Source organism: Rhodococcus opacus B4, from assembly GCF_000010805.1.
GTDB classification, from domain to species: Bacteria; Actinomycetota; Actinomycetes; order Mycobacteriales; family Mycobacteriaceae; genus Rhodococcus_F; species Rhodococcus_F opacus_C.
Genome location: NC_012522.1, coordinates 4,405,579 through 4,418,138, shown reverse-complemented (window position 1 = coordinate 4,418,138; position 12,560 = coordinate 4,405,579). Strand labels below are relative to the sequence as shown.

The 12,560-nt window shown below is 68.6% G+C and carries 15 protein-coding genes, 1 tRNA gene and 1 other RNA gene; 11 read left to right on the top strand and 6 right to left on the bottom strand.

All coding sequences use genetic code 11. From position 1 onward, the window contains the following. Positions 1–5: 5 nt before the first annotated feature. Both ROP_RS20390 and ffs read right to left on the bottom strand, forming a co-directional pair. Positions 6–1,304: an aminotransferase class I/II-fold pyridoxal phosphate-dependent enzyme gene (locus ROP_RS20390; protein ID WP_012691302.1), complete on the bottom strand. Its 1,299-nt coding sequence runs from the start codon at positions 1,302–1,304 to the stop codon at positions 6–8. A 43-nt stretch (positions 1,305–1,347) separates the two neighbouring features. Continuing rightward, an RNA gene (gene ffs / locus ROP_RS40740) (signal recognition particle sRNA small type) lies at positions 1,348–1,442 on the bottom strand. A 149-nt stretch (positions 1,443–1,591) separates the two neighbouring features. On the opposite strand from ffs, the gene ROP_RS20385 reads away from it, so the two are divergent. From ROP_RS20385 to ROP_RS20370, 4 genes are all read left to right on the top strand, one after another. Next, positions 1,592–2,062, top strand: coding sequence for a hypothetical protein (locus tag ROP_RS20385; protein WP_231868958.1), 471 nt, complete (start codon positions 1,592–1,594; stop codon positions 2,060–2,062). 59 nt (positions 2,063–2,121) lie between these two features. After that, positions 2,122–2,209: transfer RNA gene (locus ROP_RS20380), tRNA-Ser, on the top strand. Between the two features lie 209 nt (positions 2,210–2,418). Beyond that, positions 2,419–3,378, top strand: coding sequence for an alpha/beta hydrolase (locus ROP_RS20375; protein WP_012691300.1), 960 nt, complete (start codon positions 2,419–2,421; stop codon positions 3,376–3,378). Between the two features lie 65 nt (positions 3,379–3,443). Next, positions 3,444–4,127 (top strand): YoaK family protein, encoded by a 684-nt coding sequence (locus ROP_RS20370; protein WP_012691299.1) that lies wholly within the window; start codon positions 3,444–3,446, stop codon positions 4,125–4,127. Here ROP_RS20370 and ROP_RS20365 read toward each other — a convergent pair. Beyond that, positions 4,102–4,617 (bottom strand): COG4315 family predicted lipoprotein, encoded by a 516-nt coding sequence (locus ROP_RS20365; protein WP_012691298.1) that lies wholly within the window; start codon positions 4,615–4,617, stop codon positions 4,102–4,104. The two genes, ROP_RS20370 and ROP_RS20365, sit on opposite strands and share 26 nt — an antisense overlap. A 155-nt stretch (positions 4,618–4,772) precedes the next feature. Between ROP_RS20365 and ROP_RS20360 the strand changes: the two genes are divergently transcribed. Genes ROP_RS20360 through ROP_RS20350 form a run of 3 tightly spaced genes read left to right on the top strand, consistent with a single transcriptional unit; the run spans position 4,773 to position 7,717 of the window. Continuing rightward, on the top strand, positions 4,773–5,582 hold the full coding sequence (locus ROP_RS20360; RefSeq protein ID WP_043825049.1) for a helix-turn-helix transcriptional regulator: 810 nt from the start codon (positions 4,773–4,775) through the stop codon (positions 5,580–5,582). After that, positions 5,579–6,139 carry a TIGR03086 family metal-binding protein gene (locus tag ROP_RS20355; protein ID WP_012691296.1) on the top strand — a complete coding sequence of 187 codons (561 nt, stop codon included), beginning with the start codon at positions 5,579–5,581 and terminating at the stop codon, positions 6,137–6,139. The genes ROP_RS20360 and ROP_RS20355 overlap by 4 nt, the downstream gene beginning before the upstream one ends. Before the next feature lie 39 nt (positions 6,140–6,178). Continuing rightward, positions 6,179–7,717 carry a metallophosphoesterase gene (locus ROP_RS20350; RefSeq protein ID WP_012691295.1) on the top strand — a complete coding sequence of 513 codons (1,539 nt, stop codon included), beginning with the start codon at positions 6,179–6,181 and terminating at the stop codon, positions 7,715–7,717. Here ROP_RS20350 and ROP_RS20345 read toward each other — a convergent pair. Then, positions 7,701–8,288 (bottom strand): TetR/AcrR family transcriptional regulator, encoded by a 588-nt coding sequence (locus ROP_RS20345; protein ID WP_050785112.1) that lies wholly within the window; start codon positions 8,286–8,288, stop codon positions 7,701–7,703. The genes ROP_RS20350 and ROP_RS20345 overlap by 17 nt on opposite strands. A gap of 52 nt (positions 8,289–8,340) precedes the next feature. Here ROP_RS20345 and ROP_RS20340 point away from each other — a divergent pair, with 52 nt between their 5' ends. Beyond that, positions 8,341–9,009 carry a lysophospholipid acyltransferase family protein gene (locus tag ROP_RS20340; RefSeq protein WP_012691293.1) on the top strand — a complete coding sequence of 223 codons (669 nt, stop codon included), beginning with the start codon at positions 8,341–8,343 and terminating at the stop codon, positions 9,007–9,009. On the opposite strand, the gene ROP_RS20335 is transcribed toward ROP_RS20340, so the two are convergent. After that, positions 8,993–9,574, bottom strand: a complete 582-nt coding sequence (locus tag ROP_RS20335; RefSeq protein ID WP_012691292.1) for a TetR/AcrR family transcriptional regulator — start codon at positions 9,572–9,574, stop codon at positions 8,993–8,995. The two genes, ROP_RS20340 and ROP_RS20335, sit on opposite strands and share 17 nt — an antisense overlap. 84 nt (positions 9,575–9,658) lie before the next feature. Here ROP_RS20335 and ROP_RS20330 point away from each other — a divergent pair, with 84 nt between their 5' ends. The 3 genes from ROP_RS20330 to gluQRS all read left to right on the top strand — a co-directional run bounded on the left by ROP_RS20330 (position 9,659) and on the right by gluQRS (position 11,897). After that, on the top strand, positions 9,659–10,237 hold the full coding sequence (locus ROP_RS20330) for a dihydrofolate reductase family protein (RefSeq protein WP_012691291.1): 579 nt from the start codon (positions 9,659–9,661) through the stop codon (positions 10,235–10,237). A gap of 79 nt (positions 10,238–10,316) precedes the next feature. Further along, entirely contained in the window at positions 10,317–10,928 is a 612-nt protein-coding gene (locus tag ROP_RS20325; RefSeq protein WP_012691290.1) for a TetR/AcrR family transcriptional regulator, read from the top strand. A 12-nt stretch (positions 10,929–10,940) separates the two neighbouring features. Continuing rightward, on the top strand, positions 10,941–11,897 hold the full coding sequence (gene gluQRS / locus ROP_RS20320) for a tRNA glutamyl-Q(34) synthetase GluQRS (protein ID WP_012691289.1): 957 nt from the start codon (positions 10,941–10,943) through the stop codon (positions 11,895–11,897). Here the strand turns inward: gluQRS and ROP_RS20315 are convergent. Further along, the gene (locus tag ROP_RS20315) at positions 11,866–12,402 is read right to left on the bottom strand and encodes a DUF4190 domain-containing protein (RefSeq protein WP_043825047.1); all 537 of its coding nucleotides are present in this window, start codon (positions 12,400–12,402) and stop codon (positions 11,866–11,868) included. The genes gluQRS and ROP_RS20315 overlap by 32 nt on opposite strands. Between the last annotated feature and the right edge of the window lie 158 nt (positions 12,403–12,560).

Sequence of the window (12,560 nt, the reverse complement as noted above, 5' to 3'; positions counted from 1 at the left end):
TGCTTCTAGGACTTCGGCAAATCCAGGCGGGACTCGGTGGCCGCGAGCAGCACGCACGTCGCGACCCCGTTCATCGACTTGTCCAGATCGTCCATCGACGGGAAGCTCGGCGCGAGCCGGATGTTCTTGTCCTCGGGGTCGACGCCGTAGGGAAACGCCGATCCGGCGGCGGTGAGCGCGATCCCCGCGTCCTTCGCCAGAGCGATGACGCGCTTCGCTGTGCCCTCGACGACGTCGAGGCTGATGAAGTATCCGCCCTTCGGCTCCGTCCACGACGCCACCTTCGACGCCCCGAGACGATCCTCGAGGATCTTCAGGACGAGCGCGAACTTCGGCGCCAGGATCTCGCGGTGCTTCTCCATGTGGGCGCGGACGCCGTCGGCGTCACCGAAGAAGCGCAGGTGACGCAGCTGGTTCAGCTTGTCGGGACCGATGCTCTTCTTACCGAGGTACTTCTGGTACCAGGCCAGGTTCGCGGTGGAGGAACCGAAGAAGCTGACACCGGCACCGGCGAACGTGATCTTCGAAGTCGACGCGAACACGAGCGGCCGGTTGGGGTGCCCCGCCTCCGCGGCCATCCCGAGGACGTCCAGCGACGGCGCCGTCTCGCCGACCAGCGGGTGCACCGCGTACGCGTTGTCCCAGAACAGCCGGAAGTCGGGGGCGGCGGTCGGCATCGACGCCAGCGCCCGGGTGACCTCTTCCGAGTACACCGCGCCCGTGGGATTGGAGTAGTTGGGAACAGCCCACAGACCCTTGATCTGCGGATCGTTCGCGACGAGTTCGGCGATGACACCGACGTCGGGGCCGTCCGGGCGCATCGGCACCGGGATCATCTCGATGCCGTACGTCTCGGTGATCCCGAAGTGGCGGTCGTAGCCGGGCGCCGGGCACAGGAACTTCACCTTCTCCTCCTGCGACCAGGGGCGCGGGGAGTCGGGGGTGCCGTGCAGAAGGGCGAACACGACGTTGTCGTGCATGATCTCGAGGCTGGCGTTGTTGCCGGCGAGCAGGTTCTCGACGGGGATGCCGAGCAGTTCACCGAAGATCGCGCGCAGTTCCGGCAGCCCGGTGAGCCCGCCGTAGTTGCGGGTATCGGTGCCGTTGCCGTCGCGGAAATCGCCGTCACCGGGCAGCGACAGCAGCGCCGCCGACAGATCCAGCTGCTCGGGCGAAGGTTTGCCGCGGGTGAGGTCGAGCGTGAGCTTCTCCGTCTTCAGCTGCGCGTAGCTCGCTGTCTGGCGCTCGTGCTCCGAAAGTAGTTCCTCATGGCTCATCAACCCGATCTGGGTCTGGTTGGTCATCAGGAGCGGCCTCTCACCGACATCGTGGGTCGGGTATGCGAAAGATAGGGGACCCCGCGCACCCGGCAGAGCCCGTTGACCCTTGCTGCCTTCCGGCCCTGGGGGAGTTCACAGGATGCGCGCCGCGCGGGATCCACCACAGAGTGTAGACGGCCCCGAGCCGCTGCCGGGATCCACCCCGGCCCCGGCCCGACACCGCACGTCGGACCGGGGCCAGTGCTACGGTCGCCCCCGCATTCGGCCACCGTCGGCAAAGGATCGGGATGAAACTCAGAAGGACAGCACACGTGGCGACCCTCGCCGCCGTCGTGGCAGCACTGTCGGCGTGCGGCGGGAGCAGCGAAGACGCAGCCACATCCGATGCCGTCAGCTGGGACGCGGCCGACGCGTGCTCGCTCGCGGACGACTCGACGCTCGCGCCGCTTCTGACCGCAGGCGCCGGCGAGGGCGTCGCCACCGACAGTCCGGAACGTCGCGCCTGCACGTGGGGCAAACCCGAGGCGCTGAACACTGTGACGGTCACCACTACCAGCGCGCCGGAACCGGTCGACCCGCTACGCACGGTCGGCGTCGGCGGGCTCGAAGGCCGGGCGCTCGCCGAGAGCAAATACCAGTGCATCCTCGAGGTCACCACCGACGCGGGCACCCTGTCGATCGAGACGAAGTTCGGTCTCGACGCGACCGCCAACCCGGACACGTCCTGCGACCGGTCCGCGCCGCTCGCCGAGCATGCCCTCAGCCAGTTGAAGTGGGGGTAGAACCGGCGGCCACCTGGTCGTTTAACGGTGAGCCGTGGTCGTTGGGTATGCTCCTCCACGGAGGATTCGCCTAGTGGCCTATGGCGCTCGCCTGGAACGCGGGTTGGGTTAACGCCCTCAGGGGTTCAAATCCCCTATCCTCCGCCACAGGAACCCCTGTGAACCGCTGCGAAGCGGTTCACAGGGGTTCTTTGCATCTCCGGGCAAACCGGTGGCGCCGCCCCGGACTGCCGCCCGCGAACCCTTCGGCGCCGAGAATCCCAGGCCACACCGGGCGCAACCCGTTATCTTCCTGTTATCGTCTCCGGTGCAGCGTTCGCTGTGCAGTGTCTGTTACGAGATAGAAGGACATTCGGATGGCGATACGTCGCACCCGCGCGCTGATCGTGGGCCTGGTCGCAGTGTTGGCATCGGGCCTCGTGTCCGTACTGGCCGGAACCGGCATCGCGCATGCCGACTCGGCCGTGATCTCGGTGTACTCACCGGCGATGAACAAGAACATTCCGGTCAAGGTGCTGAAGGCCGCGGGCGGCGGTCCCGCGCCGACGCTGTACCTGCTCGACGGTCTGCGCGCGCCGGACGACAACAACGGCTGGCTGATCGAGACCGACGTGGAGAACTTCTTCGCGGGCAAGCACGTCAACGTGGTCATCCCGTTCGGCGGCGGCGGCACCTTCTACTCCGACTGGCTGCGCGACGACCCGAAGCTGGGCCGCGTCAAGTGGGAGACCTTCCTGACCCAGGAACTGCCCCCGGTGATGGCTTCGCAGTTCGGCAGCGACGGCGTGAACAACGCGGTCGCCGGTCTGTCGATGAGCGGCACCTCCGCGCTGAACCTCGCGACCCACCACCCCGACTTCTACAAGGCCGTCGCGTCCTACAGCGGCTACCCGACGGCCAGCTCGCCCGGCTTCGCGCAGGGCATTCAGGTGTCCGTCGCCCAGATGGGCGGCAACGCGCTGAACATGTGGGGCTTCTGGCCGTCGGCTGCGTGGCTTCGCAACGATCCGCTGCTCAACGTCGGCGCACTGCGCGGCAAGTCCGTCTACATCTCGTCCGGTGCGGGTGCGGCGGCCGGCGACCCGACCGTCGACCCGGACAGCGACTCGTTCGACCCGGTGAAGTTCTCCCAGACGGTTCCCCTCGAGACCGCCTCCGGCCTGAGCAGCAGGTCCTTCGTCCCCGCGGCGAAGGCCGCAGGCGCCAACGTGCAGACGCACATCGCCGACGAGGGCCTCCACACGTGGCCCTACTGGCAGGACCGCCTGCACGAGTCCTGGGCCAGCACTCTCGCGCCCGCCCTCGGCACCGCCTGAGCATTCACGCCACAGCGGCCCCCGATCTCCGGATCGGGGGCCGCTGTCGTTTCCCGCGGTGTTTGATGTGTGATGTGCCGATCGACGACAGCAGGCGAATGCTCGCGCTGGCGGTGGTGCTGTCCGCGCTGGCCGGCTACGTCGACGCGCTCGGATTCATCACACTCGGCGGGTTCTTCGTCGCGTTCATGAGCGGCAATCTCACCCGGTTCAGCGTCGATTTCGCGGACGGAACGTGGGCGCCCGCGCTGACCGCCGCGGCGGTCATCGGCACGTTCGTCCTCGGTTGCGCCCTGGGTGCCGTCGTCGTGCACCTGTCCGATCGCACGCGGCTGCCCGCCCGGACGACGGTGCTCGCCGTGGTGTCGGGGCTCCTGATCGCAGGCGCCGTCGCCGCGACCTTCGGGGCGAGCACCGTGGCCGTCGGCGCGATGCTGCTCGCCATGGGCGCCGAAAACTCTTTCTTCCAGAAGGACGGCGAGGTCACCATCGGCCTCACCTACATGACGGGCGCCCTCGTGAAGATGGGCCACCGGCTGGCCGCGGCACTGTTCGGCGGACCGCGGTGGGCGTGGCTACGACATCTCGCGCTGTGGGCGGGCCTGGTGACAGGAGCGGTGACGGGCGCTCTCGCGCACCGCTGGATCGGGCTGGACGCCCTGTGGTTCGCTGCCGCGCTGTCCGCGGCGCTGACCGTCACCGTCCACCTGAGAATCGACCGCGCTACTCGCCGCCCGCAGTTGTCGTGACCGGGTTGCCCGCGGAGTCGAGGGTCCACCAGACGCTGCCGACCGCCTGCCCGTATGCGTCACCGGGTTCGTCGTCGTCTTTGTACCGGTACACGGGGCGGCCGTTCACGGTGAGCTGGTGGGTGCCGTCCGCCGCGGGAATGGTGTCGATGACGACTTCCTTCAGCCCCTGCACCGTCGGGTTCTCGGTCACGGAGGTGACCGGCGGCCACGACTGCAGGCAGGTGTCCCGGCAGGAACTGGCACCGGAGCCGACCTCGTCGTTGTCGTAGACGTAGACCGTCATCCCACCTTCGTCGACCATCACCTCGCCGAGCGTCGTGGGGCCCATCTTCAGGACGGGTGTTCCGGGCGCGGCGGGTGGAGACGTCGGCGTCGGGGACACCGGGGCGTTGCCGCCCGTGTCGCCGGAATCGGTGCTGTCGTAGGCGCAACTCGAGAAGGTCAGGCTGACGGCGGCGATCGCTGCCAGCGCCCATGTTCGTCTCATGGAGTCCTCGTTCTCTGTGACGGCGAAGTGGCGGGCCTCCGGGGAACCTCTGCGGACCCGTGCATACAGTTCACCTCGAGTTACGTGCCGGTGCGGGCACTTCGGGCGATGTGAGGGTCGCGCACGTGTCGGTATCCGGAATTACGCTTCTGTCCATGGGCTGGTACGCGCCGACCTCGCCGGCACCCGACCTCGCGCGCACCCTGGTGTGCGGGTGGTCCGCGCGCACGCAGGGCGAGCATCTGCTGGTGCCCGACGCCTGCATGGACATCCTGTGGATCCGGGGCGTGGGGATCCGGGTGTGCGGTCCCGAGACCACCGCCTGGTCGTTCACGCTGCCGCCGGGCACCGAATCCGTCGGTGTCCGTTTCCGTCCCGGTGCCGGCCCGCATCTGCTGCGGACGTCGGCGGCCGAGGTCCGCAACCTCCGGGTCGGTCTCGGCGACGTACTCGGGTCCACGTGGGAGCGGAAACTGACCGACCGGCTCGACAACGCGTCCGGCGACGCCGAACGAATCGCCCTGTTCGAGAGCGCCGTGCGCGCGTGGCGGAACCGCGGGCCGGAGGCCGACCCGCTCATCGGCACCGTGCGGCAGGCCCTGGCCCGGCACTCGTGGAACGTCGGCGCGCTCGCCGACGCCGCGTCCGTCACGGAACGGCAACTGCAGCGGCGATGCAACGACGCGTTCGGATACGGTCCCGCGACGCTCCGCGGAATCCTGCGGCTGCAACGGTTCATGGCGCTGGCGCAGTCGGGGCCGCGGTCCGGGCTCGCCGACCTGGCCGCCACCGCCGGCTACAGCGATCAGGCGCACCTGTCGCGGGAATGCCGGCGGATCTCCTCGCTCACGCCGTCCGACCTGCTCGCCAGTGAGGCCCCCGGCTGGCACGGGACGGAGTCCGTCGTCGATGTCGGAAATGTTCAAGCCCGGGGACGCCGGAAGGGAGAAGAATCGGCAGCATGACCTCGACAACCGAAACTCCCGCAGTCCATTACCGCGACCTCGCCGCGAAGTTCACGAAGCGCGTCGAATCCGTGCCCGCCGCACGCTGGGACGACGCGTCTCCGTGCGACGGCTGGACGGCCCGCGACGTCGTGCGGCACGTGATCGACACGCAGCGCTACATCGTCACCGTCGTCGATCTGGAACTGCCGGAGCCGCCGTCCGTCGACGACGACCCGGTTGCCGCGTGGGCGGCGACGCGCGACGGCATGCAGGAGATCCTCGACGATCCGGCCAAGGCGGGCCGCGAGTACGACGGGCACTTCGGCCGCACCGACCTCGGAAAGACGGTCGACAGCTTCTACTGCTTCGACCTGGTGATCCACGGCTGGGACCTGGCCCGGGCCACCGGTCTCGACGAGACCATTCCCGCCGAGGACCTGACGTGGGTCGGGGGCGTCGCCGAGGGACTGGGCGACAACATCCGCACGGCCGGGGTGTGCGGTCCGGCCGTGGACGTGCCCGCGGACGCCGACGAGCAGACCCGGGTCCTCGCGTTCCTCGGCCGCAAGGCCTGACGACCGGCACCTTCCCGGCCGCGCTTGTAACCTCGGGTCATGAGCGTGCCGGGAAGGTTTGCCGCGCTGACTGCGGTGTCACTCGCCGCGGCACTGCTCGGCGGCGACATGGTGGCGCTGGCCGATCCCGAGCCCCGCGGCGCGTCGGGACTGCCTGCCCGTGGCCTCACCACGTCGGCGCCGCTGGCGTCGGCGGTGATGTTCGCCGGGACCACCGGTGAGGCCACCCCCTCGCAGCGGGTTCCGGGCGAGGAGTCGAACGGCACGTCGGCCACCAGCCACGGCTTCGGCGAGTACCCGTACATGCGATACGAGGTCCGGTTTCCCCCGGACACCGCCGACACCGACGTCACCTGGCAGGGGCATTCGGTGAATCTCGACGACCTCGCGATGCACGTGTGGGACGAGGAAGCCGGCAGCTGGAGTGAACCGGTCGCGACGGCGCAGCCGTCCGAACCGGGCGGCCCGGTCACCCTGTCCACCCGGATCGAGGACGCGGACTCCGCGCAGATCCTCGTCATCGACGGCCCGCGGCGGGACCGGAGTTTCCGCGAGTCCAACGCGACAGCCGATCAGCAGTTCGCCGACCCGGACACGTACGACTTCGCGTTGCAGCACCTCTCCGACACCCAGTACGTGTCCCGGGACCGGCCGGAGGTGTATTTCGACATGACCCGCTGGACCGCCGACAACGCCGCCGAACGCAAGATCGCGTATTCGATGCACACCGGCGACCTCGTCCAGAGCTGGATCCGCCCGGGGGCGCCCGAGTCCCGCGCGCGGCCCGAGTTCGAGGTGGCGGACCGGGCGATGGCAACGCTCGAGGACGCGGGCGTCCCGTACGGCGTCCTGCCCGGCAACCACGACAACCTGTGGAACGTCGGCGGACGGCTCATTCCCGGCGAACACGAGAAGAACCACGCCCTGTACAACGAGTTCTTCGGGCCGTGGCGGTTCCGCGACCAGCCGTACTGGGGTGAATCCGTTACGGACACGGACAATTCGGCGCACTACGACCTACTCGACATCGCCGGCGCGAAATTCCTGATGCTCTACATCGGCTACAACCCGCCCGAGCACGTCCTGCAATGGGCCGAGGACGTGCTCGCCGACCATCCGGACCGCAACGTGGTGGTCGGCAGCCACTACTACCTGGACGAGGACGGCTCGCTGCGGATGAGCGGGTTCGGCGACATCGGCACCAGTGCGGGACAGCAGATCTGGAACCGGCTCGTCGTCCCGTTCGACAGTGTCTTCCTGGTCCTCGCGGGACACGTCGACGGGCAGACGACGGTCACCGACCGGAAGGTGGGCGACACCGACCGGAAGGTCGTGGAGTTGCTGGCCGACTACCAGTACTTCACGGTGAACGGCCTCCGCGAGACCGGGTTCCAGCGCCTGCTGCAGTTCGACGTCGACGGCGGAACCCTCGCCGTCACGACGCACTCTCCCACCCTGGACAGCTTCCGGGTGGAGGACTTCGATCCGCAGCGGCGCTACGAGCCCGGCGACGGGGACTTCGTCACCGATGTGGAGTTGCGGGCCGACCTGCCGCGCGCCGTCATACCCGTCCCCTGAGATGTAGGTCGATCAGCTGCGCCACGAAGGCGTCCACGTCGACGTCGCCGGCGATCACCTCGATGCTGCGGGTGGCGCGAAGGGTCGCCACCCCGTGCAGCTGGGTCCACAGGTTCAACGCGACCACGTCCGGCTTCGCGGCGCCGGCGTCTGCGGCGAGCGCGACGACCGTCTCGAACAGGGGCTTCGAGTGCTGCCGCAGGTCCTCGCCCGAGCCCTCGAGCAGGTCGTGACGGAACATCAACTCGAACAGCGTGCGGTGGGTGCCTGCGAACGCGAGGTACCGGTGCGCGGTCTGCCGCAGCCGCGCGACCGGGTCCGTCTCGGACGCGACCGCCGACCGGAGGTCTTCGGACAGGTCCGCGAATCCCGACGCCGCGATCGCGGCGAGCAGGGCCTTGTGGGTCGGGAAGTACCGCCGCGGCGCACCGTGCGAGACCCCCGCGTGCCGGGCAACGGCGCGCAGCCCGACGGCGTCGATGCCGCCCTCGTCCAGTAGTTCCCGCCCGCAGCCGATCAGTCGCACCCGCAGGGGTTGCACTTCTCCACCCATGTAGACAGTGTCTATCATGTCGTCCGTAGACAATGTCTACTCCCTTCGGCGCGCGAGTCAGGAGTCCACCGTGTGGTACTGGATCTTCAAACATGTGTTGATCGGACCGGTGTTGCGGATCTTCGGTCGGCCCGCGATCCACGGCGCACACCACATCCCGGCGTCGGGGCCGGTGATCCTGGCGAGCAACCACCTCACCGTCGTCGACTCGTTCTTCCTCGTCCTGATGGTGCGCCGCCGCATCACGTTCGTCGCCAAGAGCGAGTACTTCACCGAGGGCGGCGTGAAGGGGCGGGCGAAACGCTGGTTCTTCACCGCGGCCGGGCAATTGCCGATCGACCGATCCGGGGCCTCGGCCGCCGAATCCGCCCTGAACACCGCACGGAAGATCCTGGACGACGGCAGGGTCTGGGGAATCTACCCGGAGGGCACCCGGTCGCCCGACGGCCGGCTCCACAAGGGCAAGACCGGAATCGCCCGGGTCGCGCTCGCCACGGGCGCCCCGGTCGTGCCGATCGCCATGCACGGCACCCGGCGGGTCAACCCCGCCGGATCGAGGATGTGGCGGTTCGGCAGGGTGACGGTGACCGTCGGTGAGCCGCTCGACTTCTCCCGATTCGCCGAACTGCGCGACAACCGGCACGTCGTCCGGGCCGCGACGGACGAACTGATGCACGCCCTCATGACGCTGTCCGGCCAGGAGTACGTGGACGACTACGCGCTCAGGCGTCCGGCGTAGCGACGGCTCGGGTCACGAGATCGGCGATGAGCCGCTCGGTGTCGACGCCCTCGAGCACCCCGGGCAGCGTCAGGTGCTCGACGATGAGCCCACTCATCGCGAGATAGAGCATGACGACGGTGCCGCGGTCACCGGGAAGCCCCGAGCCGAGGTGAAACCCGATGTCGCGCTCCAGGTTCTCGGAGATCGTGCGGGTCAGCGTGGTACGCAGTTCGGGGCGGCGGACCGCCTCGAGCCGCAATTCCTGCAGGGCGAGATAGCCCGTGCGGTCACGGGTGATCCGGCCGAACAATCCCTGCATGCACTCGATCACGAGGTCGAGATCCTGCGGCTTGCGGACGCTGTCCTCGATCACCGACGGGTCGGGTCCCATCCGCTCGTGAATCCGTTTGCCGACCTGGTCGAACAGGTCGTCGCGGTTGGCGAAGTAGTTGGACGCCGTACCCTTCGGCACCTCGGCCTCCGCGTCGACCGCACGGAAGGTGAGTCCGCGGGCGCCCTCCCGCGCAAGCACTTCGATCGCCGCGTTCACGAGGGCCGCACGTCGTTCCGGATTCTGTGCCATCGACACTCCTCGAAAAAAGAGCTTGCAACCACTTCGGTCATAGTACTACAAATGGAGTAGTTGCCGGACTGCGGGAGGCCTTCCATGCGAAAACTCGTCTACTACGTCGCCACCACCATCGACGGATTCATCGCCGGCGCCGACGGCACGGACCCCAGCGGCACCGTCTTCGAACTCGAGGGTGATCACATGCCCGTGATGATCGCCGAGTACCCCGAGACGGTCCCCACCCATGTGCGGGCAGCGATGGGAATCGATGCCCCCAACCGGCATTTCGACACGCTGCTCATGGGCCGCGCCACCTACCAGCCCAGCCTCGACCTCGGCGTGACCAGCCCGTACGCACATCTGCGGCAGTACGTGTTCTCGACGACACTCACGGCGTCGCCCGACCCGGACGTCGAGATCGTGTCGGGCGATCCGATCGAGAAGGTGCGCGAACTCGAGAAGGAGGACGGCAAGGACATCTGGCTGTGCGGCGGCGGGAAGTTGGCCGCCGCGCTGCAACCGGAGGTCGACGAACTCCGGATCAAGCTCAACCCCGTCGCGATCGGCACCGGCATTCCACTGTTCGACGGCGAATTCGACCCCCAGCGATTCCGGCTGACCTCGACCCGCGCGTTCGAGAGCGGGATGATTTTCCTGACGTACGTCCGCCGATAACCGGCATCACACCCGCCACTCGCGGCGACACGGGCGCCTGACGCGTGTATTGATTCAATACGCAAGTAATGTTCGAGCCATGCGCGAACGCCGATACTCGTCCACCAGCCCCGAACACCTGGCTGCGGCCCTGTTCGACGTCGCGGCCGAGTCGGGACTCGAGGGTGCCAGCGTGCGCGAGGTCGCCAAGAAGGCGGGTGTGTCCATCGGCGCCGTGCAGCACCACTTCTCCACGAAGGACGAGATGTTCGCGTTCGCGCTGCGAACCCTCGTCGACAAGCTCCTCACCCGGCTGTCGGAGATCGACCGCGGCGGCGACCCCGCCCAGGCCCTGTTCGCCGCGATGTCGCAGTTGCTCCCCCTCGACGAGTCACGGTCGCGGGAGGCGCACGTCAGGGCGGCGTTCGCCGTGCGGGCGGCCACCTCCCCGTCGCTCGCCGAGATCCGGCGCACGACCCTCTTCACGATCCGCACCGGGCTGTCCGCGGTGCTCATCGGGATCGGCACCCCGGAAGCGGAAACCCGTGCGGCGCTTCTCCTCGCCACCGTCGACGGCCTCGCCGTCGAGGCGATCGGCAGTCCGGATCTGTACCCGGCCGAGTACCTCGAGCACGCCCTGCACGTCCAGATCGGCATGATTCTGCAGGGCGCCGATGTCGTGCCGTCGTCGTCGATCGAACTGGCCAGCTGACCCCTCGGCCCGATGTCACATCCGTCTCGTCAAAGTGCACCGCTGTCACATCCGGCGAAGGGTGCGGGACGGTTCGCGCCCAGCCCGTCCGGCGACCTGCACCTCGGCAACCTGCGGACGGCCCTGCTGGCTTGGCTGTTCGCCCGGTCCACCGGCCGGCGGTTCCTGCTGCGCGTCGAGGACCTCGACCGCGTCCGCGACGGCGCCCGGGACCGGCAATTGGCCGACCTCGCGGAACTCGGGCTCGATTGGGACGGCGACGTCGTGTCGCAGTCGCACCGGCTGCCGCGGTACGACGCCGCCATCGCCGAACTCCACGCCGCCGGACTCACATACGAGTGCTTCTGCACGAGAAGGGAAATCCTGAAGGCGGCGTCGGCCCCGCACGCACCGCAGGGCGCCTACCCGGGGACCTGCCGCAACCTGACACCGGACGAGCGCGCCGACCGCCTCGCCGGCGGACGACCACCGGCCCTGCGACTGCGCGCGACCGTCACGTCGTTCACCATCGACGACGTCCTGCACGGAAGCTACTCCGGAATGGTGGACGACCTCGTGCTACGCCGCGGCGACGGAACCCCCGCGTACAACCTCGCGGTGGTCGTCGACGACGCCGCCCAGGGGATCGATCAGGTGGTGCGCGGCGACGACCTGCTCTCCTCCGCGCCCCGTCAGGCGTATCTCGCGGGACTGCTCGGGCTCGCCGCCCCCGCCTACGCACACGTGGCGCTCGCCCTCAACGGGGACGGCAAACGGCTCGCGAAACGCGACGGCGCCGTCACCCTCACCGATCAGAAAGCGTTGGGACGCACACCGAGCGACGTCCTCGGGGTGCTGGCGGCGTCACTCGGACTCGCGGCCCCGGGCGAGGTCGTGGATCTCGGGACCCTCCTCGCCCGGTTCGACCCGGCCCGCCTGCACCGCGAACCGTGGGTGGTCAGGCCCCCGACGCCGCCGCGATCAGCATGATCACGAAGAACAGGATCCATCCGACGACGTAGGCGCCGCCGATGGCGATTCCGGCGATCGCGAGCCCCCGGCCTTCCTGGCCGGACTGCTTGATCTGGCCCAGCGCCACGATGCCGAGGATGATGCCGACGATCGAGCCGACGCCGTAGAAGCATCCGCCGACGATCGACGTGATCAGCGAGGCGATCGCGAGTCCGTTGGTCCCGCGCGACTGCGGGTAGGGCGCGCCGTACGGGCTCGGGGCGCCGTACTGCGGAGCGGGACCGCCGTACTGGCCGTACTGGTTGGGGGCACCGTACTGATTCGGGGCGGCATACGGGTTGGGTGCGCCGTACTGCTGCCCGCTGGGGGCGCCGTACTGGTCGCCGCCGTACTGATGAGGCGCGGCATACGGATTCGGCGAAGTCCCGTACGCGCCCGGCTGCTGATAGTCGGGGTACTTCTCGGTGGGCGCCGAATAGGTGGGATAACCGGATTCGTCGACCCCGTATCCGTCGCGCGGCAAGGGCGGAACCTCGCCGTAAGTCGGCGGCGTTTGCCCGTTGTACGGATTCGAATCGTCCGATCCCCCAGAATTAGTCACGATAACCAGCGTAAAGCATCAAAACCGCAGGAGAGGAAGCAGACCAAAGGGAGGCGAGTAAAGGATTGTCCACGTAGTGT